This window comes from Allobosea sp. GW821-FHT03A12 (assembly GCF_058986765.1).
The window spans coordinates 675,476-699,785 of record NZ_JBYSVZ010000004.1 but is presented as its reverse complement, the minus strand read 5'-3'; the positions used below and the strand labels follow the sequence as shown (position 1 = coordinate 699,785).

Below are 24,310 nucleotides of genomic sequence, written 5' to 3'. Positions count from 1 at the left end.
GGCGAAGGGTTCGCCTTCGCCCTGCGATCGGGTTCAGGCCGTCAGTTCGGCCGCCTTGATCGTGTATTTGAAGGTGTCGGGATCGAGGCAGTCGAGCAGCGCTCCGGCGACCTCCGCCTGCGGATACATCAGGAAGCCGATCTTGTGCTTCGAGCCCGGCAAGGCGAGGTCGTGCGCGACATTGTAGCCGAGCCAGTTGCCCTCCCAGGCGCCGAACAGCACCTGCCGTGCCGCGGCGACCTTGGGATTGTCGACCGCGTTGTTGCCGGGCGGCTCCTCCAGCACGACCTTGCGGACATCGGCCGGATCGGTCGCGACCCAGCCATAGCCGTCGAGCCAGATCTCGGCGCGGCAATGCTGCGCCTTGGTGATGACCTCCGACCCTGCCCCAAGGCTCTTGTAGCCGAACTTCGAGGGCGCGACGCGGATGCCGTAGATGTCGCGGGCCGGGATGCCGACGCTGCGGACCAAGGCGACATAGAGCGCGTTGAGATCGGCGCATTTGCCGCCGAGATTGCCGGTTCGCAGCATCGAGGCGACGTCGCCGGTGCCACAGCCCCGTGTCTTGGCATCGCGGAAGGTGTTGGCGACGACCCATTCATAGATCGCCCGGGCCCGGTCGAGATCACCAGCCTTGCCGGCCGCGGCCTTCTCGGCTGTCTCCTTGACGATGCCGTCGGTCGGCATCAGCTCGGTCGCTTCGAGATAGAGCTTTTGGTCGGCGGCGCTCAAGGCCGGGACGGCGCTTGTCGTGCCGAGATCCTCCGCTCGGTCGCGCAGCGAGAACCGGCTGCGGACTTCGACGCTCGGCGCGCTCTCGCCATCCTTGAAGACGAGATGCAACAGCTCGGCGCCGTATTTCGGATCGCGTACCACCTCGGCCGAGATCGCATTGGTCTCCCAGCTGTTCTTGCCGGGCTTGATCCACTCGTCCTCCCGCACCGATGGCAGGGGGATCCAAGCCTGGGCCTTGCCGCTCGCCGACAGGTCGAGACGGGTCGCCACCGAAAAATCACGCCAGGCGCCCGGCTTCGGCGCGAAGGGCGCGTCCTGCGCGGCAGCGAAGCGCGGGACGGACAGCGCCGCCGCAGCGGCGGCGCCGGTCTTCAACATGTCGCGACGGCTGATCATTGCGATGTCTCCTCTTCCCCGTTGTCTTTTCTCGATCGTTCGGACGGCAGAGCGGCGAGCGCCGCCATGATCGGCGGGCTGGTCCAGTCCAGCGGTTCCTCGGTCTTCAGCGCCGGCTTGAGGTCGCGGTCGAGCACGAAGCTGGTCGGCAGGCCCTCGACGGTCCAGGCCTTCATCGTGGCGCGGTCGCGATCGAGCAGGATAGGGAAGGCGACCGGACGGTCGCGGAAGAAGGTCCGCACGCGCGCATCGACCTCGCCGACATTGACCGCGAGGATGGCCGTGCCGTCCTTCGCAGTCGCGGCGAGCGCATTGAGCGAGGTCATCTCCTCGATGCAGGGCGCGCACCAGGTCGCAAAGAAATGGACGATGACGGGGCGGCCGCGCAGCTCGGCAAGAGCGATGGCGGGGCCGTCGAGCCGGTCGAGGGCGAGCGTCGGGGCTGTCTCGGCGGCCCACGGCTTGAACTCACCGGCCGAACCGGGCGCACTGACGACGCAAAGCCAGCAACTGGCCAGCAGGATGCGCCGGAGCAGTCCCAGCCTGGAATTCAGTCGATGAGCGCCCCGAAACTCGGGAGCCGTGACGGCGACCACACCGCATCTTGGCGGCAAGCCCGGCGAGACGTCAATTTCTACTTTCGCACGGAAACGAGAGCACGGCTCGGCCCGACCGCACGTCCCGATCCGACGATGGATGGCTGGGAAGCCGGAGGTCCGGGGTTCGGCCGGAGGCGTCCCTTCCCGGCATGATTTTCGATTTGAAAGCAAGAGCCGGGGAGGCGCGGCCGGATCCGGGATCTAAGGTCCAACGCATTGAAACAAGAAGGCAAAAACAATGCGTGAGATCATTCGCTTTGCATGGGGGATCAGCTCCCTCGGCGATTTCATCATCGCCCTGTCCGACAAGGGCATCGTGGCGCTGGAATTCGGCTCGACGCGCGAGGCGATGGAAGAGGCTTTGCGGGCACGCCTTGCAGAGGCCGAGCTGCATCGGAGCCAGGATGGGCTGGCGGAGGTCGTCGCGACGGTGACGGGGCTGATCGACGATCCGGCCAGGGATTGCGACCTGCCGCTCGACATGCGCGGGACGGCCTATGAGGTGAACGTCTGGACGATGCTGCGGGAGATCCCGTCCGGACAGACGACGACCTATGGGGCGCTGGCCGCCAGGCTCGGCACGCGCGATCCGCGCGAGGTGACGCAGGCGATCGCGAACAACGCGATCGCGCTCATCGTTCCGTGCCATCGCGTCATCAAGAAGGACGGCTCGATCTCCGGCTATCGCTGGGGCGTCCGGCGCAAGCGCGTGCTGCTGGCGCGCGAGCAGGGCAAGCAGGAGCATTGACATGCCCGGCATCCGCGCTCCCGGCAGATCAAGCAAGCCGCAGGATCGTGGTCTCTGCGAGCAGGTATGTTTCGCCGGAGGTGAAGCGAACCTCGACTTCCCCGTTGTCGAGCATCTCCCAGGCGGCGAAGCCGTCGGCGACGAGCCGGCCGATATAGCTCATGACCAGCGCCTTGTCGGGATTGTCCCTGGCGAGCGCGACCAAGGCGTCGATGGCCTCCTCCGTTCCGGGGAGCTTGCCTCCGCTCGTCCTGGCGTCGAATCCGCCGCGCGAAAACATCGGTGAAACTTTCTCTCTTCCGGTCGCCGATCGCGTCGGGCCGCAAAGGCTCCGGCAGCGTCAGCGGCGACCATCCAAACGATAGCATATCAGGCCGTGAGATCGCCCCGGCATCACTCCGGTTGTTGTCGTCAAAGCGGAAGAAACAAGGGCGTCACAGCGCTCCGCGGAAGGTGAGATTGATGCGCATGCGCCCGACAGTTGCGTGGACGCCGTCCTTCAACTCGGGAACCCCGTGATAGAACAGGCGCGACGGGCCGCCCCATACGGCGACGTCCCCGTGCCGCAGGGCATATTTCCTCACCGGATCGTTGCGCTTGAGGCCGCCGAACTGGAAGATCGCCGGCAGGCCGAGCGAGACAGAGACGATCGGGTTGGCGAAATCGCGCTCGTTCTTATCCTGGTGAAGCGAGAGCCTGGCTCCCGGCTCGTAGCGATTGATCAGGCAGGCATCCGGCCGGAAATCCGGATAGCCGGCCTGCGTGGCGGCTGCCGTCGCCAGCGCGAGGAAGCTCGCAGGCATGGCTGGCCAGGGGCGGCCGGTCTGCGGGTCGTTGCGGTCATAGCGATAGCCGGTGCGGTCCGTGACCCAGCCTGCCACGCCGCAATTCGTCATCGCGACGGACATCACGAACCCTCCCGGCGTGACCATGTGCCGGAACGGCGCCTGGCTGGTGATGTCGTCCAGCGCGGCGAGAAGCTCCGTCTCGAACGGAAGGGCGGCGCCGCGCAGCAGCATGGCGCCCTCGGCCATGGTCTCGGCCGGCGGATTGAGCGGGGCGAGGGTCTCAAACAGATCGAGCATGCTGTGGCCGATCGGTTTCCAGTTCTATGGCAAGGGCCATGGGTGGCTGTCGCTGCGACATGGCGATTGTCCGCTAGGCCAGGACGTTTCCGCGCTCGCGCGGCATCCGCCAAAGGTACCAGGCCGCGACCGTGCGATGCGGGGCCCAGGTCTTCGATATCTCGCGCAGCGCCTTGGGCTTGGGCTGCTCGGGCAGCGACTTGAGCGCGCGATAGCCCTCGCGCACGCCGAAATCGTCGGCCGGCAGGATGTCCATCCGCTCCAGCGAGTACATCAGCAGCATCTCGACGGTCCAACGGCCTATGCCCTTGATCGCCACGATCCGATCGATGAGCTCCTCATCTGTCATCGCGGCGGCGGTTTCGCGGCTGGGAATCGTGCCGGTGATCGCGCCTTCCGCGATCGCCTTGATCGTGGCGATCTTGCTGGCCGAGAAGCCGCAGGCGCGCAGGGCGTCGAACTCGGCCGCGATCAGGTCTTCCGGACCGGGAAAGGCACGGCCCTCGAACAGCGCCTTGAGGCGGCCGATGATGGCGTCCCCGGCCTTGGCGGTGAGCTGCTGATAGGCGATGGCCCGCACCAGCGCCTCATAGGGCTCGCGGGCGGCCTTGGGATCGTGCCGGCACGGGCCGACGAGGGCGATGAGTCTTGCCCAGTCCCCGTCGAGGCCGGCGAGAAAAGCGACGGATGCGTCGTAGCGTGCAAACAGGTTCATCAAGCGTCCGTGGTGTTGCTCATGCGGTTTGCGCCGCCTCCCGATCAAGCAGCGCGCGCTTGCGCTCGACGCCCCAGGCATAGCCTGAGAGCGCGCCGTCATTGCGGACCACGCGATGACAGGGGATGGCAACCGCGAGGTTGTTGGCGGCGCAGGCGCCGGCGACGGCGCGCATCGCGGTCGGCGCCCCGATGCGGCGGGCGATCTCCGCGTAGGAGACCCGCTGGCCGACGGGGATATCCTGGAGCGCCTGCCAGACGCGCCGCTGGAAAGCGGTGCCGCGGACATCGAGCGGCAGGTCGAGGCCGATGCCCGGATTCTCCACGAAGCCGCAGACGCGGGCGATCAGCGCCTCGTATTCGCGGTCCATGCCGATCAGGCGCGCCTTCGGGAAGCGATCCTGCAGATTGCGCACCAGCTGATCCGGATCATCACCGAGCAGGATCGACGCGACGCCCTTGGTGCTCGACGCGACCAGGATGGCGCCGAGCGAGGTCTGGCCGACCGCGAACTTGATCTCCTCGTTGGCGCCGCCCGCCCGGTATTGCGACGGGGTCATCCCGAGCATGCCGGTCGATTTCTCGTAGAAGCGGCCGCTCGAGTTGAAGCCGGCGTCATAGATCGCCTCGGTGATGCTGTCGCAGGCGTCGAGGCCATGGCGGACCTTCCTGGCCCGGTCGGCCGTGGCATAGTCCTTCGGCGTCAGACCTGTCGCCGCCTTGAAGACGCGATGGAAATAGCTGGGGCTGCGCCCGACCGCTTCGGCGAGGTGTTCGAGGGACGGTTCCTCCTCGCTCTCCTCGATGATCCGGCAGGCGTTGGCGACCAGCCCGGCATTCTCGCAGGCGAGCGAGGGGCCATCGGGATTGCAGCGTCGGCACGGTCGGAAACCGGTGGCCCGGGCGCTCTCCAGCGTATCGTGCAGCGCGACGTTCTTGGGATTGGCGGTCCGCGACGGGCAGGACGGACGGCAATAGACCCCGGTCGTCGCGACGGAATACCAGAGCTGGCCGTCGGCGCTCTTGTCGCGCGCGACGATGCGCGCCCAGCGCGGATCCTCCGTGACCGGAAGCGCCTTCATGGGCTGCGATGGCATGGATTTCGCGGTGATTGTCATGGCTGTCATCTCGGATCGTCCTGGCTCGACCGTGCTCCCGATCTGCGTCCGTCACACTCCGATCCTTGCCGCCAAATCGGATTGCCTCCCACCCGGTTCCTGCTGAGCCGATGCAGAACGCTCCTGAAAGACCAAGGGTGGCGATAAAGAAAAGGCCCGCGCTTTCAGCGCGGGCCCAAAGCGTTGCCTCGTTCGGCTCAGACGGCCTTGATCAGGCCGAGCTGCGTCATCGCCGTCAGGCCGTCGTCCAGGCCGATCTCCTCGACGATCTTGCCGTCGACGACCTTCAGGACGGTCGTGCCGGTGAAATGCATCTTGCGGCCGGAGGCGGCCGGAAGGGCCTGGTAGCCGACCAGGACATCGTCGAAGGCTGCGCCGGTATGGGTGCCGCCGCCTTCCCACTGGCCGACGACATAGTCGCCTTCGGCGATCAGGTCGGCCGTGCCCCAGAAGTTGAGGTCCGGGAAGGCCGCGCGGAAATCGGTCATGAACGCCCTGATGTCGTCCCGGCCGCGGCGCGGCTCATGCAGCGAGTACTGCAGAAGCATGTCCGGCGCTGCGATCTCGTCGATGACCGCAAGATTGACGTCCTTGCCCCAGAACTCGGTGAACCAACGACCGACGACGGCCTTGTTGTCATCCTGCTTGCTCATTGGAAAACATCCTTCCATCGACTTCGGTCGGTCGTCGAAAACGCTCGACAACCCAGGCGAAGGGATAGGAGGGCGGCTGCTTTCCAGAACTCCGATTCATGCCTTCAAACCGACGACGACTGCGTTGCCGCCCGGCTGGCCACCTTGCAGCCAGCAGGCCTTTCGGCTCCGCGAACGCGCAACGGCGCCGAAACAGGCCCGATCTCAGGCCGCTTGCCCGACCAATTCGCCGTGCCGGGCGACGATCCTGCCGCGCTTCACGACCGTCCGGTCGGCGGGACGCGCCACCACGGCTTCGACCACGGTTTCACCGGGCAGGATCACCAGGTCGGCGACGCAGCCGATGTCGAGCCCATAATCGGCCAGCTCCATCACCTTGGCGCCGCCATAGGTGCAGACGTCGAGCGCCAGCTGCACCTCCTCGTCGCGGCGGAAATTGTTGCGCAGGCCGACAAGCATCGCCCGCTCCAGCATGTCGCCCATGCCATAGGGGTTCCAGCTGTCACGGACGCCGTCGGAGCCGCCGGCGATCACCACGCCGGCCGCGATGCAGGCCTGGACCGACGGCGCCGGCGAGGCGGCCGGGGCGGTGGTGACGAGCGTGACGCGTTCCCTGGCGAGGTCGTCGAGCAGCCGGCGGGCATTGTCGACGTCCGGCATGCCCAGGCAGAAGGCGTGGCTGATCGCGACCTTGCCCTGCATGCCGAGCGCGCGCGTCCGCTCCAGGATCAGGTCCATCGAGAAGGCGCCCATCTCGCCGCGCTCATGCAGATGGATATCGAGCGGCCGGCCGTATTTCTGCGCCAGCGCGAAGATCGCGTCGAGATGGCCCTTCGGGTCGCGATCGACGGCGCAGGGATCGAGGCCGCCGACGACCTCGGAGCCGAGCGCCATCGCCCGGTCGACCAATTCGAGCGTGCCGGGCCGGATCAGCAGGCCCGACTGGGCGAAGGCGACGATCTCGATGTCGACCACGTCCTTGAGCCGCTCGCGCATGGCCATGACGCCCTCGATACCGGCAAGGCCGACCTCGGTGTCGACGTCGACATGGCTGCGGATATGGGTGGTGCCCATCCTGATCATCTGGCTGGCGAGCCGCTCCGACTGCCGATCGGGATCGAGCTTGAGCTCGCGGCGATTGCGGCGCTCGGTTTCGATCTTCTCGATCAGGCTCGGCCCGGCCGTATGACGCTGCCAGCCCATGCCCCAGAAGCTCTTGTCGAGATGGGTGTGCGCCTCGACCAGGCCGGGGATCATCAGCCGGCCGCCGGCGTCGAACACGGCACCGCCGGTTGAGGTCGCATCCATACCGATGGCAGCGATCCTGCCATCACGGATCAGGACATTCGTCGCCGCTCCGCCGGCGGGCCGGACGTTCCGGATCAAGAGCTCTTCGGCCATCTTTCGTTTCCTCTCTCCAGGTCCGGCGCGCTGCCGGGCGAATTTCCGTGTTTTCTCAGCGATGTGCAGCCAGCGGCTCAGCTCCGGCCGGAAGCTTCATCGACCGCGCATAGCCATGCGGGACGAAGCGCAGCGACAGGAGCGCGACCAGCGCCGCGCAAGCCAGATGCATCAGCCAGCCGGCGGCGAAGCTGCCGGTCTGGTCGTGCAGGACCGCCATGATCCAGGGCGGCAGCCCAGCGAGCAGGAAGCCGCCGCCCTGCATCAGCGCCGACAGCGCCCCGGCATCGGCCGGGTTCTCCAGATGGTCGAGCGCCACGATCATGGAGAGGGCGAAGCTGCCGCCGAGACCGGCGCCGACCAGCATGGTCCAGCCCACCGGCAACAGCCCGGGCCAGAACGCGAGCCCGGCGAAGCCGGCGACCTGGAAGCCGAGCGACAGGCAGATCCAAAGCCGCCGGTCCCGGCGACGCGCGGCGAGGATCGGCATGGCGAGCGCGGCGACGGCCTGGCTCGCCGCCATGATCGCCAGCAGCGTTCCGCTGGCGGCGCCGGTCCAGCCGAGCGCCTGGTAGTAGGGCGCGAGCCAGGCGATGATCGAGGAATAGCCGCCGTTCACCAGGCCGAAGCAGGCCATCAGCAGCCAGGTGCGCGGCCGGCGCAGCAACAGCCCGACCCGCAGCGCACCCGGCTGGGACGATCGATCACGCGGCAAGGCGACGGCCGCGGCCAGGGCTGCGAGGGCCGCCGGCACGGCGATCCAGGCGAGGCCGACATGCCAGCTGCCGGCGAGATCCGCGATGATCGGCGAGACTTGGGCGCCGAGCGCGCCCCCGCCCATCAGCATCGCGGAGTAGAGCCCCATCACGATCGCGACCCGGCTGGGGAAATGCGCCTTGATGATGCCCGGAAAGACGGACTGGACGACCGCGACGCCGAGGCCGCACAGGGCTCCGGTCGCGATCAGCGCATATCCGTCCTCGATGACGAGGCGCGCGGCGGAGGCGAGGCAAAGCAGGGTGAGGGCGCCGACGACCGCGCCGCGCGCGCCCATAACGCGCTGCAGCCATGGGCCGGCGAAGGCGCATAGCCCCATCAGCGCCATCGGCACGAGGGTGAAGAGCGACATGCTCTGATAGGCGAGGCCCGTCGCCCGTTGAATTTGCGGCGCGAGCGGCCCGATCCCCGCGAGGAACGGCCTGAGGTTCAGGCCCACGAGCACGACAGCGATCAGAAGCAGCAGCCGGGACGGGTCGGACGGGTGCCTCCCGGGACTCATGCCGGCCCTGCCTGCCGGCGCTTCCATTCCGCGTACAGGTCCGGTCGATCGTCGAGCCGAACCGGCAGGTGGCCGGCCTTCATTGACTGGTCCGAGAAGGACTTGGCCAGCTCGGCATAGATCGCCGCCGTGGAGAGGCCATAGGGCGCGCCGTCGTCGTTCGAATAGGCGTAGTAGACGCGGGCAACGCCGGAGAGCCGCATCGCGGCCATGCACATCGGGCAGGGGTGGCCGCTGGCATAGACGGTGCAACCCGCCAGGTTGGGCGAGCCGAGCGCACGGCCGGCCGCGCGGAGCGCCATCAGCTCGGCATGGGCGGTCGGGTCGTTGCTGGCGATGATCTCGTTGACACCGGTGGCGACAACCTTGCCGTCCTTGACGACCAGTGCCCCGAAGGGCCGTCCGCCGCTTTCCATATTGGCTTGCGCGAGCTCGATGGCCTCGCAGAGAAAGCGTTGCGCTTCGCTCATCATCCGCTCCTTAGTCGCATGCCGGATACGCCGCGCCCCAATCCAGCCGGCCCGCCAGAGGACGAGTCAGGGGCGCCGCACGACCGGCCCGGTAACCAGATAGAAGTGTCGACACGTATTTGAAAATTAAATGTCTGGATGCCGGCCAGTGGATCTGTGAATGATCAGGGCACCGCCCCGCCATTCGGCGGAGGCGATTGCCGATTCCCGCCCGCCCGCACAGGCCCATGCTTGACCCACGCCTTCTCCGGTCCTTCGTCGCCATCGCCGATGCGGGCAGCTTCACCCAGGCCGCCGAACGACTGAACATGACGCAATCGACCATCAGCCAGCAGCTCGCCCGGCTGGAGGATGCCGTCGGGATCGCGTTGATCGATCGCATCGCCCGCCCTGTCCAGCCGACGGCATCGGGCGAGCGCCTGCTGGGCTATGCGAGGCGGATCCTGTCGCTTCAGCATGAGGCGCAGAGCATGCTCGCGGATCCTGCCGGCACGGCCTCGATCCGCATCGGCGTGCCGGAGGATATCGTGACCGGGGCGATGGCGAAGGTGTTCGCCGGCTTCACCAGCCAGCACCGGGAAATCCGGCTCGACGTCGTCGCAGGGCTGAGCCGCGATCTCACCAGGCGCTATCGCGCCGGCGAGTTCGACATCGTCGTCGTCAAGGAGGCGTCTGCCAGTTCGGACCATCAGGCGACCTTTCCGGAGCCGATCGCCTGGTTCGAGAGTGCCGATGCGCCCGAGGCGTGGCCTGACCCGTTGCCGCTGGTCACGTTTCCGCCTGGCGGGCTCTATCGCGACGCCATGTTCGAGCGGATCGAGCGCGAGCGCCGGCGCTGGTACATCGCCTTCTCGGGTAGCAGCCTGCTCAATGTCCTCGTCGCGGTCGAGGCGGGGCTAGGGCTGTCGCTACTGCCGATCGAGGCCACTGCCGGCCGGCGCCTGCGCCTCTATGCCCCTTTGGGCCAGGAGCCCGCGATCGTGGTCTCGCTCTATTCCTGGGAGAAGAGCGGGCCGACCGCAGCGCTGGTCCAGAGCATGAGGGCGGTGCTGGCCGAGCGCTTCAACACTGGTGGTCAGGCGTGAGCGCGTCGGAGTCTTGTCATTCAGGTATTGGATAATCTGGATTGGATAATTTAATTTGCGCATGATCTGCGCGAGATCATGATCTCCCCAACGACACCGACAACGGGGAGAGACAGGGATGAGACGCCGCGACCTCCTGAAATATGCCGCCCAATCAGCCCTTCTGGCGCAATTGGCGCCCTTCTTCACGGCGCCGGCGCATGCAGCCGGCAAGAAGGAGCTCCGCTACATTCCCGAAGCGGACCTGAACATCCTCGACCCGGTCTGGAGCACCTCGACCATCGTCCAGGTCTATGGCCACCTGGTGTTCGACACGCTCTATGGCTTCGACAAGGACTACAACGTCCATCCGCAGATGGCCGAAGGGCATGTCGTCTCGGACGACAAGCTGCAATGGACGGTGAAGCTGCGCGACGGGCTGCAGTTCCATGACGGCCAGCCGGTCCTCGCCAAGGACTGCGTCGCCAGCATCACCCGCTGGGGCAAGCGCGACTTCATGGGCGCGGCACTGCTCGCCGTGGTCGACGCGCTGACCGCCGCGGATGACCGCACGCTGGTGTTCAAGCTCAAGAAGCCGTTCCCGCTGCTGCCGATGACGCTCGCGACGAGCGGTTCGAACATGCCGGCGATCATGCCGGAGCGCCTGGCCAATACCTCGCCGAACGAGCAGGTCCGCGAAAGCATCGGCAGCGGGCCCTATCGCTTCGTGAAGAGTGAATGGGTCTCCGGATCGAAGGCGGTCTTCGAGAAGTTCGCCGGCTACAAGCCGCGCAGCGACAGTTTCGCGCCGAGCTATACCGCCGGCCCGAAGATCGCTCATTTCGAGCGGATCATCTGGCACGTCATCGCCGATGCCTCGACGGCCGCGGCCGCCCTCCAGGCCGGCGAGATCGACATGGTCGAGATGGTGGGGGCCGACTTCCTGCCGGTGCTGAAGGCCGATCCCAACATCCAGCTGCTGCCGCGCACGACGCCGAATTTCGCGATCATGCGCTTCAACCATCTGCAGCCGCCCTTCAACAACCCGGCGATCCGGCAGGCGCTGCTCAAGGCCTTCGACCAGAAGGAGATCATGGCCGGCACGTTCGGCGAGGAGAACCAGGAGTTCTGGCAGTCGGGCGTCGGCTTCTTCAGCCCGGATTCGCCGATGACGACCACAGTCGGGCTCGAGGTCCTCACCAGCCCCCGCGACGTCAAGAAGGCGGCGGAGGAGATCAAGGCCGCCGGCTACAAGGGCGAGCCCGTCGTCGTGCTCGACCCTGTCGACTATCCCTGGACGCACCCCTGCACGCTGCTCGCCGCTGATACGCTGAAGAAGGTCGGCCTCAACGTCGACATCCAGGCCATGGACTGGGGCACGCTGATGCAGCGGCGCCAGAGCCAGGAGCCGCCGGGCAAGGGCGGCTGGAACGTCTTCCTCACCGCCTTTTCGGGGATGAGCAATTTCAATCCGGTCGGGCATATCGGCCTGCGCGGCAACGGCAAGGACGCCTGGGTCGGCTGGCCGACCAATCCGCGGCTGGAGGAATTGCGCCAGCAATGGCTCGATGCGCCCGACGAGGCGGCGCAGAAGAAGCTCTGCGAGGAGATCCAGAAGCAGGCCCTGATCGACGTGCCTTATATCCCGCTCGGCGCCTTCGCGACGGTGAGCGGCTATCGGCGCAACCTCGTCGACGTCCAGCTGCAGCGGCCGCTGTTCTTCACGATGACGGCCAAGGGCTAGGCCGGCCGAGGGCAGGGCGCTCTGGCAGATCAAGCCCTACATCATCCTGTTTCCGGCGCTGTTCCTGTCGGTCACCGTGCTCGCCATCAACATGCTGGGCGACGGCCTGCGCGACGCGCTCGATCCACGTCTGCTGAAGCGGTTCTGAAGCCTTCACCACTTTCCCCGCGGGGAGCGAAAGCTCGACACGTCCACTCTCCGCGCAACTCGCCCTTCCGGCTTCATGCCGGAAGGGCATTTTTCGTCTGTGGCGAGCGAGGCGCCTATAGCATCGGACCGAAAAGTGGAATCCACTTTTCGGAAAAATCCGATGCGATAACAAAGTGATAGATCATCGTGACCGCGTCCGATCGGACGCGCGATGATCTAAGCAGTCAGCCCCATCTGCCAGAAGTCGGCTTCCAGCCGCGAGGCCTGGCCGAAGAGGGCGGCAAGCTCGGAAAAGCGCGCTTCCGTCATCGCTCGTGCCGCGAGCGCATCGAGATGGCGGCGGGCGTCGCGAGCGACCTGCTGATAGGGCTCGCCGGCGTATTCGCCGATCCAGTCGCGATAGGGATGGGTTTCGAGGGCCGGTCCGATCTCCTTGGCGAGGCGGGCGCCGATCTCGGCATAGCCCACGATGCAGGGGCTGAGCGCGACATGAAGGTCGAGCAGGTCGCCCGAAACGCCGCAATCGAGCACGAAGCGGGTGTAGGCGACCGTCGCCCGGTGCTCGGGCGCGGCTTCGAGCTGCTCGGGCGAAAGCCCCCAGTGGCCGCAGAGCCGGACATGCAGGTCCATTTCGAGGTCGAGGATCGCCGACAGGCCCGCCTTGGCGGCGCGCATGTCGGCGAGATTGCGGCTCTTATAGGCCGCCAGCGCATAGGCGCGGGCGAACTGGATCAGGAAGAGATAGTCCTGGACGAGATAGGTCCGGAACGCCGCCTCGGGCAACGAGCCGTCGCCCATCTGCCGGACGAAATCATGCTCGACATAGGAAGCCCAATCCGCCGCCGCGGCGGCCTTCAACCGGTCGAAAATGTCCACGGCCGCCCTCTCGCAACGGGAATCGCTGGCCGCAGTCTTAGCCCAGTCGGAGACGGGAGGAAGCCGAAGCTCAGACGCTACAGCACCAGCGCCGTCATCGCCTCGTTGATCCACCACCATTCGCGGCCGGGCGCATCTTCGCCGCGCAAGGTCGCGAGCAACTGCTGGTAGCGCAGCGAACGCTCATGGTGGCGGCGGTACTGGTCGAGGTGCCAGGTGCGGAAGCTCTCGTCCGGCTCGCGTTTCATCGCCTTGGCCGAGGCCTCCAGCCAATCCCCGGCGATGGCGCGGCCGGTCTGCGAAGCCGGGGCCTCGCCCGCCGCCATCGCCTTGCGGACGTCAGCGAAGATGCGCTCGGCGGCGGCATGATAGGCGGCCGGGTCGAAGTCCGGCGTCCACATCGCCGCGGCGTCCGCCTTGGCGCTGGCGATGACGGTTTCGTCTGATAGCATCGCCCTGAGCTCGGCGAAGGCGTCGATCTGCTCCGGCGTCGGATCATCGGGAAGTTCGGGCGCGCCGGCTGCGATCGCCTTCTGCCGCCATTCCGGGTTCATCCGGTCGCCGGTGACCTCGTCGTAGAAGCGTTCGGTCAGGCTGCGCATGTCGGCATTGGACAGGCTGGTCATGGTCCATAGTCTCCTGAGGTCGTCGGCGGTGGGTTCGGGATGGCGCAGGGCGGCGCGCAAGGTCGCTGCGATCCGGCGCTTGCCGGCGATCTCCGCTTCGAGCGCCGAGAGGCGCAGCGCCAGCAACTCGGCCAGCGATCCCTTACGGGCGAGGATGCCCCGGATCGCGGCGAGGCCGACGCCCATGGCCCGCAATGCCTGGATCAGGTCGAGCCGGGCCGCATCGGCGTCGGAATAGACGCGGTAGTTCGCCATGGTGCGGGTCGCCGGCGGCAGCAGCCCCTTGTCGGAATAGAAGCGGATGCGCCGCACGGGTACGGCGCAGAGGCGTGCGAGCTCGCCGATGGTGTAGCGCTGGTCGAAAGTCGTCATGAGAGCGTCCTAGCGTCTCCATCAGATGGAGGGTCAAGCGCCCTGGGGCGGCAATCGTTCGAATGCGAGTGATCGCGAAAGGGGGCGGGAAACCCTGTTCGGCGAAAGCCGTGTATCTCTGGCAATGCGTCAAAGCGGCGTTAGCCAGTCGCGGCCATTGTCCTGCGCGTGCACGCCCCACGCCACGATCCGATATCCCGGCACACCGAGCCGGCGAGCGACACGCCGAGCGTCGTTGCCGGGCCGCGCCATGTCGACGGGCTCGGTTTCGAGCCGGCGTTGGAACGTGAATATCGGCACCACATGCGCACGGAGCAGCGCCGCAGCACGCTGGTCTGCCTGATCACGGCGCTCGGCATCTGGCTGACCTTCATCGGGCTCGACCTGACGCGTCTCGACAATCTAATCGCGATCGACAGCCGGGACGTCTTCGTCGAGCTCGCTGTCCTGCTGCGGCTCGGGACGCTTGCCGTGATCCTGCGCCTGGTCTGGGTCGTGCGCCGCAATCGCCAAGCCTATGGCTATCACCACCTCACCATGCTGGCGCTGGCGCTGATCGGCGTGACCTGCGCCTTCATCGCCAACATGTACAAGCTGCGGGGGCTGCCGCAGGCGGACATCGCGCAGCTCGTGATCATCGCTGCGGTGTTCCTGCCGGTCGGGCTGACCTTCTTCCAGAGCCTGAGCATCGCCTTGCTGATCGCGGTGTTCACTACCGGCCTCGGCTTGCTGATGCTCGAGCCAACGCAATTGGCCGAGCACGGCCGGCTATCGATCCTGCTGTTCTTCGCCGTCTTCGTCAGCGCCGTCGGTGCCTGGCTGCGCGAGCGGGCCGAACGCGACCAGTTCCTATTGCGTCGCATGCTGCACAGCCGGGCGATGTCGGATGCGCTCACTGGCGTCGCCAACCGGCGCGGCTTCGAAGAACATGTCGCGATGGCGCTGCTGCAGGCGCGGCGCGAGCGTGCGCCGGTCGTCTTCGCCGTGCTCGATGTCGACCATTTCAAGCGCTACAACGACCGTTATGGCCACCAGGCCGGCGACGTCGCGCTGGCCCTGATCGCCCGCGCCATCGACAGCAGGCTGCGCCCGCCGATGGACATGGTCGGGCGGCTCGGCGGCGAGGAATTCGGGCTATTGCTCTACGATGCCACGCCGGAGAAGGCGCAGGAGCGGCTGCAGCGTGTCGCGCAGGCGATCGCCGAGCTCAGGATCGAGCATGCCGCTTCGCCGACGGCGCAGTATATCACCGTCAGTATGGGGGCGGTCGGCTTCGACGGGCAGGAGACGGCGGTCGATCTCTACCGGCGCGCCGATGCGGCGCTCTATGCCGGCAAAGCCTCGGGTCGCAACCGGGTCGAGCTGGGCGAGGACGGCGAACGCCTGGCGGGGTAGCCTGCCGCGCTACCGAGCTGCTATGCGGCATCCGTCCTGCTGCCACGAGAGAATCCCATGTCCGCACCCGTTTCCATCGGCCTGATCGGCGCCGGCATCATGGGCGAGCGCATGCTGCGCGCGATCCTGGCGCAATCTCCGGAGCTGGTGCGCGCTGCCGGGATTTGGGATCCGTCCGGCGAGGCGATGGCACGGATCGCGGGCGAGCTGCCACAGGTCGCGCAGCAGCCCGACGCGGCCGCCGTGATCGCGGCGAGCGACTGCGTCTACATCGCCTCCCCGCCGGCCTCGCATCTCGGCCATGCCCGCGTCGCGCTCGCCGCCGGCAAGAGCGTCTTCTGCGAGAAGCCGCTGGCGATCGACGTCGCCGATTCCCGCGCCTTCGTCGCCGAGGCAGGCGGGCGCGGGGCGGTCAACTTCCCCTTCGCCTCTTCGCCGGCGGTGTCGCAACTGCAGGAGTGGGCCGGCAGCGTCGGCGACAACCGGCGGATCGCGATCGAGGTCGCTTTCGCCACCTGGCCGCGCTCCTGGCAGGCCGATGCGGCCGGCTGGCTCGACCGGCGCGAGCAGGGCGGCTTCACCCGCGAGGTCGTCTCGCATTTCCTCTTCCTGAGCCGCCGGCTCGGCGGCAAGCTGCACGGCCTGCAAGCGAGCGTGTCGTTCCCGGAGGCGGGCAAGTCGGAACGCCGGATCGAGGCGCGGCTGATGGCCGGCGATATCCCGGTGACGCTCACCGGCAGCGTCGGCACGACCCAGAAGGACGACCACAACATCTGGATGCTGGAAGGTGAGGGCGGTGCGATCAGGCTGTGCGACTGGTCGCTGGCCGAGCAGCGCCAGCAGGACGGTTCCTGGCAGCGGGCGCCGGATGCGCTGACCCAGCTCGAGGCGCGCCCGGTCGCGCTGAAGCGGCAGCTCGAAGGTGTCGCCAGGCTGGCGCATGGAGAGGCGCATCAGCTGGCGACGCTGGAGGAAGCGCTCAACGTGCAGGAGATCGTCGAGGCGATTCTGGCCAGCTAGACGCCTTCATTGAGGCGACATGGCGGGAGGTCTATGATCGGCGGGCTCAGGAGGCCTGCCGATGCGCCATGCCTTCCTCACCGATGCACAGATCGACGCTCGCGCGCTGGCGCATCGGCGTGGGCTCGGCTTCCATGATGACGAGGCCGTCGAGGTCGCTGTGCTGCTGACCAGGCTCGCGGCGCGCTATCCCGAGTTCTCCCATGAGCGCGTGCCGGACGGCGCGCTCGGCGCGGCCGAGGCGCAGTGGGATTCGCAGGGAAAGCGGTTGCTGATCCCGGAAACCGTGTTCCAGGCGGCAGCGCGTGGCGAGGGCAGGGCGCTGATGACGGTTGCGCACGAGGTCGGCCATGCCCTGCTCGGCCATGACGGCAATCTCAACCGCGCGCCGGCCGGCGGCCGGGCCGAGCGGGTCTCGGCCAAGCTGCGCTCGATGGAATACCAGGCCCGGCGCTATGCCGCCGCCTTCCTGATTCCGGATACGCCGGCCGTGCGCAGGCTCGACGCGACGGCGCTGAGCGAGCGCTATCGGGTCAGCATGAGCGCCGCGATCGTGCGCCATAGCGAGCTGCGATCGGGCGAGAGCGCGCGGGCCCTGCCATTGCGACAGGCCGAGCTCGACCTCTGAGCCGCTTGCGGTTCGTCCGCTGGCGGGGCATGGCTCGGGCAACGTGAATGCTATCGAGGACGCCATGACCATCGCCGCTACCGGCCTGCCGCCGGCGCCGAAGCCCGCCCAGCGGGCGCAGGGCGTCTCACCCTTCATCGTGATGGATGTGATGAATGCCGCCGAGGCGATCGAGCGGCGCGGCGGCTCGGTCGTGCACATGGAGGTAGGCCAGCCTTCGGCGGCGACGCCGGCGAGCATCCGGGCCGCTGCGGCGAAGGCGCTGGAGGATGGCCGCATCGGCTACACCCAGGCGCTTGGCATCGGTTCGCTCAGGGCGAGGATCGCGCGCCATTATCGCGACACCTACGGTGTCGAGGTGCCGGCCGAGCGGATCGTCGTGACGACCGGTTCCTCCGGCGGTTTCATCCTCAGCTTCCTCGCCTGCTTCGAGCCGGGCGCACGCATCGCGATCACGGCGCCGGGCTATCCGGCCTATCGCAATATCCTGACTGCGCTTGGGCTCGAGCCGGTCGCGATCCCGGTCGGGCCCGAGACGCGCTATGCGCTGACCCCCGAGCTGATCGCCAAGGCGCATGCCGAGAAGGCGCTCGCCGGCGTGCTGACGATGAGCCCGGCCAATCCGACCGGCGTGGTGATGACGCCGGAGGCGATCGCCGCGGTCGCGGCTGAATGCCGGCGCCTCGGACTCTGGTACATCTCCGACGAGATCTATCACGGCCTGACCTATGAGCGGCCGGCGACGACGGCGCTCGCCGCCGACCCCGACGCGATCATCGTCAACTCCTTCTCCAAGTACTATTGCATGACCGGCTGGCGCGTCGGCTGGCTGGTGGTGCCGGAGCGGCTGGTGCGGGTGATCGAGCGGCTGCAGCAGAATTTCTCGATCTCGGTGCCGATGCTGAGCCAGGTCGCGGGCGAGGCCGCTTTCGATGCGAGCGAGGAATGCGAGGCGATCAAGGCCGGCTATGCGGAAAACCGGGCTTATCTGCTGAAGGCGTTGCCGGAGATCGGGCTCGGCGATTTCCTGCCGGTCGACGGCGCCTTCTACATCTATCTCGACATCGGCCGATATTCGAACGATTCCATGAGCTTCTGCCGGGATGCTCTGGAGAATGCCGGCGTCGCGATCACGCCTGGGCTCGATTTCGACGAAGGCCGCGGCGCGCGGACCGTCAGGCTCTCCTTCGCCGGTTCGCTGGCCGAATGCGAGGAGGCGGTGGCGCGCCTCGGACGCTGGCTGAAGACGCGCTGAGACGGATACTTGCCAAGGCGCAGCGCTGGACTCAATCTGATCCGGCTCGGGGACTGGACATGGTCGCAATGCGGAACCGGCTGAGAGCCATGACGTTGTGCGCGGCGGCGTTGTTGCTGGTCGGCCTGGCCGCGGGGCCGGCTGCGGCGCAACACGCCAAGGCCGAGACCTCGCCGGTCCTGACCCTGCGCGGCGACGAGACGCCCGAGACGGTGCGCAAGCTCGTCGATGCCCTGTCGGCCGGTGGGCGCCAGGTCGAGATCAGGATCGCCGGCAAGGATGAACCCAAGGCCGCTGCAACGCCGTCCGCCGCATCTGCGCCGGCTTCTACCGGTGCCGCCACGCCTTCTGGCAAGGCCCAGCCCCAGGCCGAGGACGAGACGCCGGTCGAGGTGTTCTGGGATCATTTCGTCGACGGGGCGTCGATGGGGCTCGGCGCTGTGCCGCGCCTGAGCCAGCTCCCGGACGCCTGGAGCCAAGCCTGGGCGCAGAACCGCAATGGTGCCAGCGGCGTGTCCGCCAGCTGGCGGCTCATCGCGGGCCTGGCGCTAGCGCTCGTCTTGGCCGGGCTGTACCGCCGCGTGACGGCGCCCTGGTTCGCGCGTCGGCTACAGCCAGAGGGGCCAGAGTTCTCGCCGCGGCTGATCGCCTCGTCTTGGGGGCTGCTGCAGGACCTGGTGACGCTCGGGATCTGCCTCGGCGTGCTGCATGCGGTCCGCATCGTCTGGCTCCCGCAGCCTGACCTTGCCCATTTGACCCTGCGCACCATCGCCAACGGCATCGCAATCGGCGCGGGCCACCTGATCCTCGGACGTTTCCTGCTCGCCCCCGGCGCGCCGGAGCGCCGGATCATGCCGCTGCCGCGGGCCGAGCGGGCCTTCACGTTCCTGGCCATCTACGGCATCGTCATGCCGATCGTGCTGACAGTGACCGTTTCGGCCCAGCATGCCACCGGGCCAGGGCCGGTTACCGGAATGTTCGCGCTGGTCGGAATCGCCTCGACCCTGTTCAAGACGTGGTGGTTCATCGATGCGCGGCACGATCTTGCCGCGCTCATTCTCCATTCCGCACATGAGCCAGGACCGCTCCGGCGCGTGGTCGCTCACACCGCCGGCTGGCTTTATGCCGTGCTTGCGGTCGTGATCTGGATGGTCGGCAATGCGGCGATGATGATGGAAGGTGGCGGGCGCTGGGCAGAAGCCGCCGCGCTGACGCAGTTCATCATCGTACTGGCGCCGATCCTCGCGGTCGGAATCACCAGCCTGATGGCCTGCCGCCAGGCGCATGCGGCGGCGATGGGCGAGGTTGCGCCGCTTTCGCTCGCGGTCGGACATGCGCTGCAGGCTGCCGCCGGCGGAGCGATCTGGGCAGGCGGCTTCTATCTGTTGGCGCGGCTCTGGGCTGGATTCCTCTTTGGTGTCAGCTCCGATCAGTTCGCCGTGCTGATGCGCCAGGCGGGCGGCGTCGCCGTGCTCGCCTTTGCGGGTTGGGTCGCGATCGTTTTCCTGCGCAGTTTCTTCGACGCCTATGCGCCGCACCCGGCCACAGCTGGCCCGGCCGACGAGGATGCCATTCCGCACGACCATGTGCCGTCACGGCTGGCGACCGTGATGCCGATCCTGCGCGGCGTGGTGCTCACCGCCGTGTTCGGCCTGACCGGGCTCGTCCTGCTGTCGCGCCTCGGCGTTGACATCGGCCCGCTACTGGCGGCCTTCAGCATCCTCGGCCTCGCCGTTTCCTTCGGCTCGCAGGCTCTGGTGCGCGACATCGTCTCCGGCTTCTTCTTCATGCTGGAGGACGCTTTCCGCGTCGGCGAATATGTCGATACCGGCCGGCTCAAGGGTACGGTCGAGAAGATATCGCTGCGCTCGATGCAGCTGCGCCATCAGAGCGGCCAGATCCATACCGTGCCGTTCGGGCAGGTGCAGTCGCTGACCAATGCCAGCCGCGACTGGGCGACGGTGAAATTCAACGTCCGCCTCGACCATTCCGCCGACATCGAGAAGGCACGCAAGACGATCAAGAAGATCGGGCTGGCGTTGCTGGAGGATCCCGAATACGGGCCGCATTTCATTACCCAGCTCAAGATGCAGGGCGTGGCCGACATCACCGATTCGGCGGTCGTGATCCGGTTGAAATTCACCGGCAAGCCGAACCAGGCCTCGATGCTGCAGCGAGAGGCGCTGAAGCGGGTCTATCGCGGACTGAACGAGGCAGGGGTTCCGTTCGCCTCCAATGCGGTCACCGTCAAGGAAGGGAGCGGCAAGAGCGGCGCCGCGGCGATCGCGGCCGTGCCGCCGCCGACGCCGCTCGTGCCGGCAGCGGAGTGAGGCGAAGCATGGGCAGCCTGGTGCGATCGGGCTATGCGGCGCTGGCCTTGGCAGCCGGCATGATCGCAAGCGCCACGATGGCGCAAGCGCAGTCGGCGGATGAGCTGATCGCCAGCTATCGCGCGCTCAACAGCGCCTGTCGCGGCGGGTCTGGCGACGATCCCCGCACGCAGAAGGCTTGCGCCGAGCGGGGCCGCGTCGTCACGGGATTGCAACAGGCTGGCTATTGCTATGGGCGGCGCGGCCAGGTCGGCGCGCAGATGAACTGGCATCGCTGCGGGCGGGATTCGCTGCGATAGGGCGTTAGATCATCGCGCATCCAAACGGATGCGATCACGATGATCTATCACATTGTTATCGCATCGGATTTTTCCGAAAAGTGGATTCCACTTTTCGGTCCGTTGCTATAGCGCGCCGGTTACTGCACGAATTCCAGCATGAGGAAGAAGCCGAAGCCGAGCAGGGTCAGAAGGGCACCCATGCCGGCGGCGAGGCGGGCAGCCGAGAGCTGGCCCTTCCATTCATGGCGCCGATCGGCGTGCTCGGCGTCATGCTCGCGGCCGTGCTTGCCGAACTGGCTGGCATAGAGGTCGGGCGTCATCTGCGGGCCGACCGGCAGGTTGCCCTCGAGCTCGTAGCGCACGGCGACGAAGAGGGTGAACAGGCCGAGTAGGCCGACACCGAGCCAGCCGATCGCCTGCTGTGCGAGGACGGCCAAGCCGATCAGGCCGGCACAGGCGAGGGCGGCGATCACGACTCGCTCGGGACTTCGCGGTGGCCGCATATCCTCTCCGCCTAAGGAAAAGGCCGCCGCGATCGCTCGCGACGGCCCGATGTTTACTTGCGTCCGGCCAGCTTGTTCCACCAGCCGCCGCGCTTCGGCCGGTCCGGATCGGGCGGCGTCAGCACGACCGCGACCGGCTCCTCGACCACGCGCGGTGCGGGGGGAGGCTCCTCGGCGACGGGCTCCGGTTCCGGAGCAGCCGCTACCGGCTCGGGAGCAGGCGCCGGTTCGGCCGGGGCCGCGGCGACACCGTCCTCGGTGATCGGCACGACCTTCTTGCGCGAGCGGCTGCGCTTGGGCTTCTCGGCCGGCTCGGCGACGACTTCTGCGGCGACATCGGCAACCTTGGCGGCCTCGGCCGTCTCGGTCTCGGCTTCCGCCTCGACCTTCTTGCTGCGGCTGCGACGGGCGCGCTTCGGCTTGGCATCGGCCTCCGGTTCGGGGGCGGGGGCTTCGCTCACCGGCGCGGCCGGCTCCTCGACGGGCGCTGCTGCGACCGGCGCCGCATCGTCGGACTCGCCGACGGTCGCGTCGTCGTCGTCCTCACCTTCGTCCTGGTCTCCGGCCCCATCGGCCGCGCCTTCGACATGCGGCTGACCATCACGCTCTCCGCCCCGCCGACGACGGCGCCGACGGCGGCGACGACGGCCGTCGCGGCCGTCCTGGCCCTCGCCCTCGGCAGAGCCGTGCTGCGTCGCCTCGTTCTCGCCGTCGCTCTCGCTTTCGACCTCTGCCTCGACTTCGACCTCGACGATGTCCTCATCCTCGGGCTCGTCGATGATCGCTTCGGCGCGCAGGCTCGACACCGGCACGACGCGGTTCTCGTTGCCGACGAACTCGCCGCGCTCGACCTCGAAATAGCGGGAGCCGAGCAGGGCCGCATCAGCCGAGATGGTGATCGCGATGTTGAAGCGCTCTTCCAGGTCGCGCAGATGGGCGCGCTTCTGGTTGAGCACGTAGAGCGCGACCTCCGGCCGGGTGCCGACCTCGAGATTATGCGAGGCGCTCTTGATCAGCGCCTCTTCGAGGGCGCGCAGGATCTGCAGCGCGATCGAGGGCGTCGAGCGGACGAGGCCGGCGCCGGCGCAATGCGGGCACGGCACCGAGGAGCTCTCGAGCACGCCGGTGCGGATGCGCTGGCGCGACATCTCCAGCAGGCCGAAGGCCGAGATGCGGCCGACCTGGATGCGGGCCCGGTCGTTCTTCAGGCACTCCTTCAGCTTCTTCTCGACCGCGCGGTTGTTGCGGTTCTCCTCCATGTCGATGAAATCGATCACGATGAGGCCGGCAAGGTCGCGCAGGCGCAGCTGGCGCGAGATTTCCTCGGCCGCTTCGAGATTGGTCTTGAGAGCGGTGTCCTCGATGTTGTGCTCGCGGGTCGAGCGCCCGGAGTTGATGTCGATCGCGACCAGCGCCTCGGTCTGGTTGATGACGATGTAGCCGCCCGACTTCAGCGTCACCGTGTTCGAGAACATCGCATCGAGCTGGCTCTCGACGCCGAAGGCGGCGAAGAGCGGGGTCTGCTCGCGATAGGGCTTCACGCTCTTGGCATGGCTCGGCATGAGCATGCGCATGAAGTCCTTGGCCTCGCGATAGGCGCTCTCGCCGGCGACGTGAACCTCGTCGATGTCCTTGTTGTAGAGGTCGCGGATCGAGCGCTTGACGAGGTTGCCCTCCTCATAGACCAGCGCCGGAGCGACCGAGCCGAGCGTCAATTCGCGCACGCTCTCCCACATCCGCATCAGGTATTCGTAGTCGCGCCTGATTTCCGGCTTGGTGCGGGAGGCGCCGGCGGTGCGCAGGATGATGCCCATCCCCTCCGGCACCTCCAGTTCCTGGGCGATCTCCTTCAGGCGCTTGCGGTCCTCGGCATTGGTGATCTTGCGCGAGATGCCGCCGCCCTTGCCGGTGTTCGGCATCAGCACCGAATAGCGGCCGGCGAGCGAGAGATAGGTGGTGAGGGCCGCGCCCTTGTTGCCGCGCTCTTCCTTGACGACCTGGACCAGGATGATCTGGCGGCGCTTGATCACCTCCTGGATCTTGTACTGGCGGCGGATGTTGCGCGGCCGCTCGGGCATGTCGTCGAGGGCATCGCCGCCGCCGAGCTGCTCGGGCTCTTCCTGGGCCTCCTCGCTGCCATTCTCCTCGCCATCGTCGCCGGCATCGTCGTCCTGCGCGGGGCGCCGGGCCTCGGAGGCCTCGGCGTTCTCGTCGGCCGCGGGCGCTTCCGTCGTCTCGAAAGTCAGCGGGGCGGCGTTCTCGGCCGCGTTCTCCGTGCTGGATTCGGCGATCTCGGGCGCGAAGAATTCGCCGAAGGCGGGGCCGCCCTCGTTGACCATCGCGGCTTCCTTGCCGTCGGTCTCGACGCGCTCGCCGGAGGCCTCGACCTCGGCGCTGACGGTCTCGCCGCTTTCGGCGGTGCGCTTGGGCCGGTTGTCGCGATCGCGGCGGCCGCGGCGGCCACGGCGCTCGCGCTTCTCCTCGTCACGCTCTTCCTCGCGCTCGGCGCGCGCTTCCTCGGCGAGCAGGGCCTGCCGGTCGGCCACCGGGATCTGGTAGTAGTCGGGGTGGATTTCGGAGAAGGCGAGGAAGCCGTGGCGGTTGCCGCCATACTCCACGAACGCGGCCTGGAGCGAAGGCTCCACCCGCGTCACCTTCGCCAGATAGATATTGCCGCGGAGCGGCTTGCGGCTGGCTGATTCGAAATCAAACTCTTCGATACGCGAACCGCGGGACACCACGACCCGGGTCTCTTCCGGGTGGGTGGCGTCGATGAGCATCTTGTTGGCCATGGGACAATTCCATTGGCGCGACGGCCTTGGCAATCCGCCGGGCTGCGGACGCAAGTCCACGGCCGCGGGCAGGGGC

Annotated in this window: 23 protein-coding genes and 1 pseudogene; 10 read left to right on the top strand and 14 right to left on the bottom strand. The window is 67.5% G+C overall.

What is annotated here, in order from left to right; genetic code table 11:
* Nucleotides 1-33 precede the first annotated feature (33 nt).
* Together AC3WLC_RS17545 and AC3WLC_RS17540 are read right to left on the bottom strand one after the other, a co-directional pair.
* Nucleotides 34-1,131: a transglutaminase-like domain-containing protein gene (locus tag AC3WLC_RS17545; RefSeq protein WP_493685180.1), complete on the bottom strand. Its 1,098-nt coding sequence runs from the start codon at nucleotides 1,129-1,131 to the stop codon at nucleotides 34-36.
* Nucleotides 1,128-1,727, bottom strand: coding sequence for a TlpA family protein disulfide reductase (locus AC3WLC_RS17540; RefSeq protein ID WP_493685179.1), 600 nt, complete (start codon nucleotides 1,725-1,727; stop codon nucleotides 1,128-1,130). Before AC3WLC_RS17540 ends, AC3WLC_RS17545 begins: the two co-directional genes overlap by 4 nt.
* A gap of 241 nt (nucleotides 1,728-1,968) precedes the next feature.
* Here AC3WLC_RS17540 and AC3WLC_RS17535 point away from each other — a divergent pair, with 241 nt between their 5' ends.
* Nucleotides 1,969-2,478, top strand: a complete 510-nt coding sequence (locus AC3WLC_RS17535; RefSeq protein WP_493685178.1) for a methylated-DNA--[protein]-cysteine S-methyltransferase — start codon at nucleotides 1,969-1,971, stop codon at nucleotides 2,476-2,478.
* Between the two features lie 28 nt (nucleotides 2,479-2,506).
* Here AC3WLC_RS17535 and AC3WLC_RS17530 read toward each other — a convergent pair whose 3' ends face one another.
* The 8 genes from AC3WLC_RS17530 to AC3WLC_RS17495 all read right to left on the bottom strand — a co-directional run bounded on the left by AC3WLC_RS17530 (nucleotide 2,507) and on the right by AC3WLC_RS17495 (nucleotide 9,198).
* Nucleotides 2,507-2,758: a hypothetical protein gene (locus AC3WLC_RS17530; protein ID WP_493685177.1), complete on the bottom strand. Its 252-nt coding sequence runs from the start codon at nucleotides 2,756-2,758 to the stop codon at nucleotides 2,507-2,509.
* Between the two features lie 154 nt (nucleotides 2,759-2,912).
* Nucleotides 2,913-3,563 carry a DNA oxidative demethylase AlkB gene (gene alkB / locus AC3WLC_RS17525; RefSeq protein WP_493685176.1) on the bottom strand — a complete coding sequence of 217 codons (651 nt, stop codon included), beginning with the start codon at nucleotides 3,561-3,563 and terminating at the stop codon, nucleotides 2,913-2,915.
* A 73-nt stretch (nucleotides 3,564-3,636) separates the two neighbouring features.
* Nucleotides 3,637-4,278 carry a DNA-3-methyladenine glycosylase family protein gene (locus AC3WLC_RS17520; protein WP_493685175.1) on the bottom strand — a complete coding sequence of 214 codons (642 nt, stop codon included), beginning with the start codon at nucleotides 4,276-4,278 and terminating at the stop codon, nucleotides 3,637-3,639.
* Nucleotides 4,279-4,297: 19 nt separating this feature from the next.
* Entirely contained in the window at nucleotides 4,298-5,395 is a 1,098-nt protein-coding gene (gene ada, locus AC3WLC_RS17515) for a bifunctional DNA-binding transcriptional regulator/O6-methylguanine-DNA methyltransferase Ada (protein WP_493685403.1), read from the bottom strand.
* A 197-nt stretch (nucleotides 5,396-5,592) separates the two neighbouring features.
* A complete protein-coding gene (locus tag AC3WLC_RS17510) occupies nucleotides 5,593-6,048 on the bottom strand; it encodes an ester cyclase (protein WP_346362813.1) in 456 nt (151 codons plus the stop codon).
* A gap of 204 nt (nucleotides 6,049-6,252) precedes the next feature.
* The gene (locus tag AC3WLC_RS17505) at nucleotides 6,253-7,449 is read right to left on the bottom strand and encodes an amidohydrolase family protein (protein WP_493685174.1); all 1,197 of its coding nucleotides are present in this window, start codon (nucleotides 7,447-7,449) and stop codon (nucleotides 6,253-6,255) included.
* Between the two features lie 55 nt (nucleotides 7,450-7,504).
* On the bottom strand, nucleotides 7,505-8,728 hold the full coding sequence (locus AC3WLC_RS17500) for a cyanate transporter (protein ID WP_493685173.1): 1,224 nt from the start codon (nucleotides 8,726-8,728) through the stop codon (nucleotides 7,505-7,507).
* Nucleotides 8,725-9,198, bottom strand: a complete 474-nt coding sequence (locus AC3WLC_RS17495) for a nucleoside deaminase (RefSeq protein ID WP_493685172.1) — start codon at nucleotides 9,196-9,198, stop codon at nucleotides 8,725-8,727. The genes AC3WLC_RS17500 and AC3WLC_RS17495 overlap by 4 nt, the downstream gene beginning before the upstream one ends.
* A 227-nt stretch (nucleotides 9,199-9,425) precedes the next feature.
* Here AC3WLC_RS17495 and AC3WLC_RS17490 point away from each other — a divergent pair, with 227 nt between their 5' ends.
* The 3 genes and pseudogenes from AC3WLC_RS17490 to AC3WLC_RS17480 all read left to right on the top strand — a co-directional run.
* Nucleotides 9,426-10,283, top strand: coding sequence for a LysR family transcriptional regulator (locus AC3WLC_RS17490; RefSeq protein ID WP_493685171.1), 858 nt, complete (start codon nucleotides 9,426-9,428; stop codon nucleotides 10,281-10,283).
* Nucleotides 10,284-10,401: 118 nt separating this feature from the next.
* Nucleotides 10,402-12,006 carry an ABC transporter substrate-binding protein gene (locus AC3WLC_RS17485; protein WP_493685170.1) on the top strand — a complete coding sequence of 535 codons (1,605 nt, stop codon included), beginning with the start codon at nucleotides 10,402-10,404 and terminating at the stop codon, nucleotides 12,004-12,006.
* A 4-nt stretch (nucleotides 12,007-12,010) separates the two neighbouring features.
* A pseudogene (locus AC3WLC_RS17480) lies at nucleotides 12,011-12,154 on the top strand (ABC transporter permease); the annotation flags it as partial.
* Nucleotides 12,155-12,372: 218 nt separating this feature from the next.
* Here the strand turns inward: AC3WLC_RS17480 and tenA are convergent.
* On the bottom strand, nucleotides 12,373-13,032 hold the full coding sequence (gene tenA / locus AC3WLC_RS17475; protein ID WP_493685169.1) for a thiaminase II: 660 nt from the start codon (nucleotides 13,030-13,032) through the stop codon (nucleotides 12,373-12,375).
* Between the two features lie 77 nt (nucleotides 13,033-13,109).
* On the bottom strand, nucleotides 13,110-14,030 hold the full coding sequence (locus tag AC3WLC_RS17470; protein ID WP_493685168.1) for a MerR family transcriptional regulator: 921 nt from the start codon (nucleotides 14,028-14,030) through the stop codon (nucleotides 13,110-13,112).
* 168 nt (nucleotides 14,031-14,198) lie between these two features.
* On the opposite strand from AC3WLC_RS17470, the gene AC3WLC_RS17465 reads away from it, so the two are divergent.
* From AC3WLC_RS17465 to AC3WLC_RS17440, 6 genes are all read left to right on the top strand, one after another.
* On the top strand, nucleotides 14,199-15,425 hold the full coding sequence (locus tag AC3WLC_RS17465) for a GGDEF domain-containing protein (RefSeq protein ID WP_493685167.1): 1,227 nt from the start codon (nucleotides 14,199-14,201) through the stop codon (nucleotides 15,423-15,425).
* Nucleotides 15,426-15,482: 57 nt separating this feature from the next.
* Nucleotides 15,483-16,445 (top strand): Gfo/Idh/MocA family protein, encoded by a 963-nt coding sequence (locus AC3WLC_RS17460; protein WP_493685166.1) that lies wholly within the window; start codon nucleotides 15,483-15,485, stop codon nucleotides 16,443-16,445.
* Between the two features lie 61 nt (nucleotides 16,446-16,506).
* Nucleotides 16,507-17,073, top strand: coding sequence for an ImmA/IrrE family metallo-endopeptidase (locus AC3WLC_RS17455; protein ID WP_493685165.1), 567 nt, complete (start codon nucleotides 16,507-16,509; stop codon nucleotides 17,071-17,073).
* 64 nt (nucleotides 17,074-17,137) lie between these two features.
* Nucleotides 17,138-18,328: a pyridoxal phosphate-dependent aminotransferase gene (locus AC3WLC_RS17450; RefSeq protein ID WP_493685164.1), complete on the top strand. Its 1,191-nt coding sequence runs from the start codon at nucleotides 17,138-17,140 to the stop codon at nucleotides 18,326-18,328.
* A gap of 89 nt (nucleotides 18,329-18,417) precedes the next feature.
* Entirely contained in the window at nucleotides 18,418-20,658 is a 2,241-nt protein-coding gene (locus AC3WLC_RS17445) for a mechanosensitive ion channel family protein (protein WP_493685163.1), read from the top strand.
* Nucleotides 20,659-20,666: 8 nt separating this feature from the next.
* A complete protein-coding gene (locus AC3WLC_RS17440) occupies nucleotides 20,667-20,957 on the top strand; it encodes a hypothetical protein (protein WP_493685162.1) in 291 nt (96 codons plus the stop codon).
* A 119-nt stretch (nucleotides 20,958-21,076) separates the two neighbouring features.
* On the opposite strand, the gene AC3WLC_RS17435 is transcribed toward AC3WLC_RS17440, so the two are convergent.
* Nucleotides 21,077-21,412, bottom strand: a complete 336-nt coding sequence (locus AC3WLC_RS17435; protein WP_493685161.1) for a hypothetical protein — start codon at nucleotides 21,410-21,412, stop codon at nucleotides 21,077-21,079.
* 83 nt (nucleotides 21,413-21,495) lie between these two features.
* On the bottom strand, nucleotides 21,496-24,234 hold the full coding sequence (locus AC3WLC_RS17430; protein ID WP_493685160.1) for an Rne/Rng family ribonuclease: 2,739 nt from the start codon (nucleotides 24,232-24,234) through the stop codon (nucleotides 21,496-21,498).
* Nucleotides 24,235-24,310 lie beyond the last annotated feature (76 nt).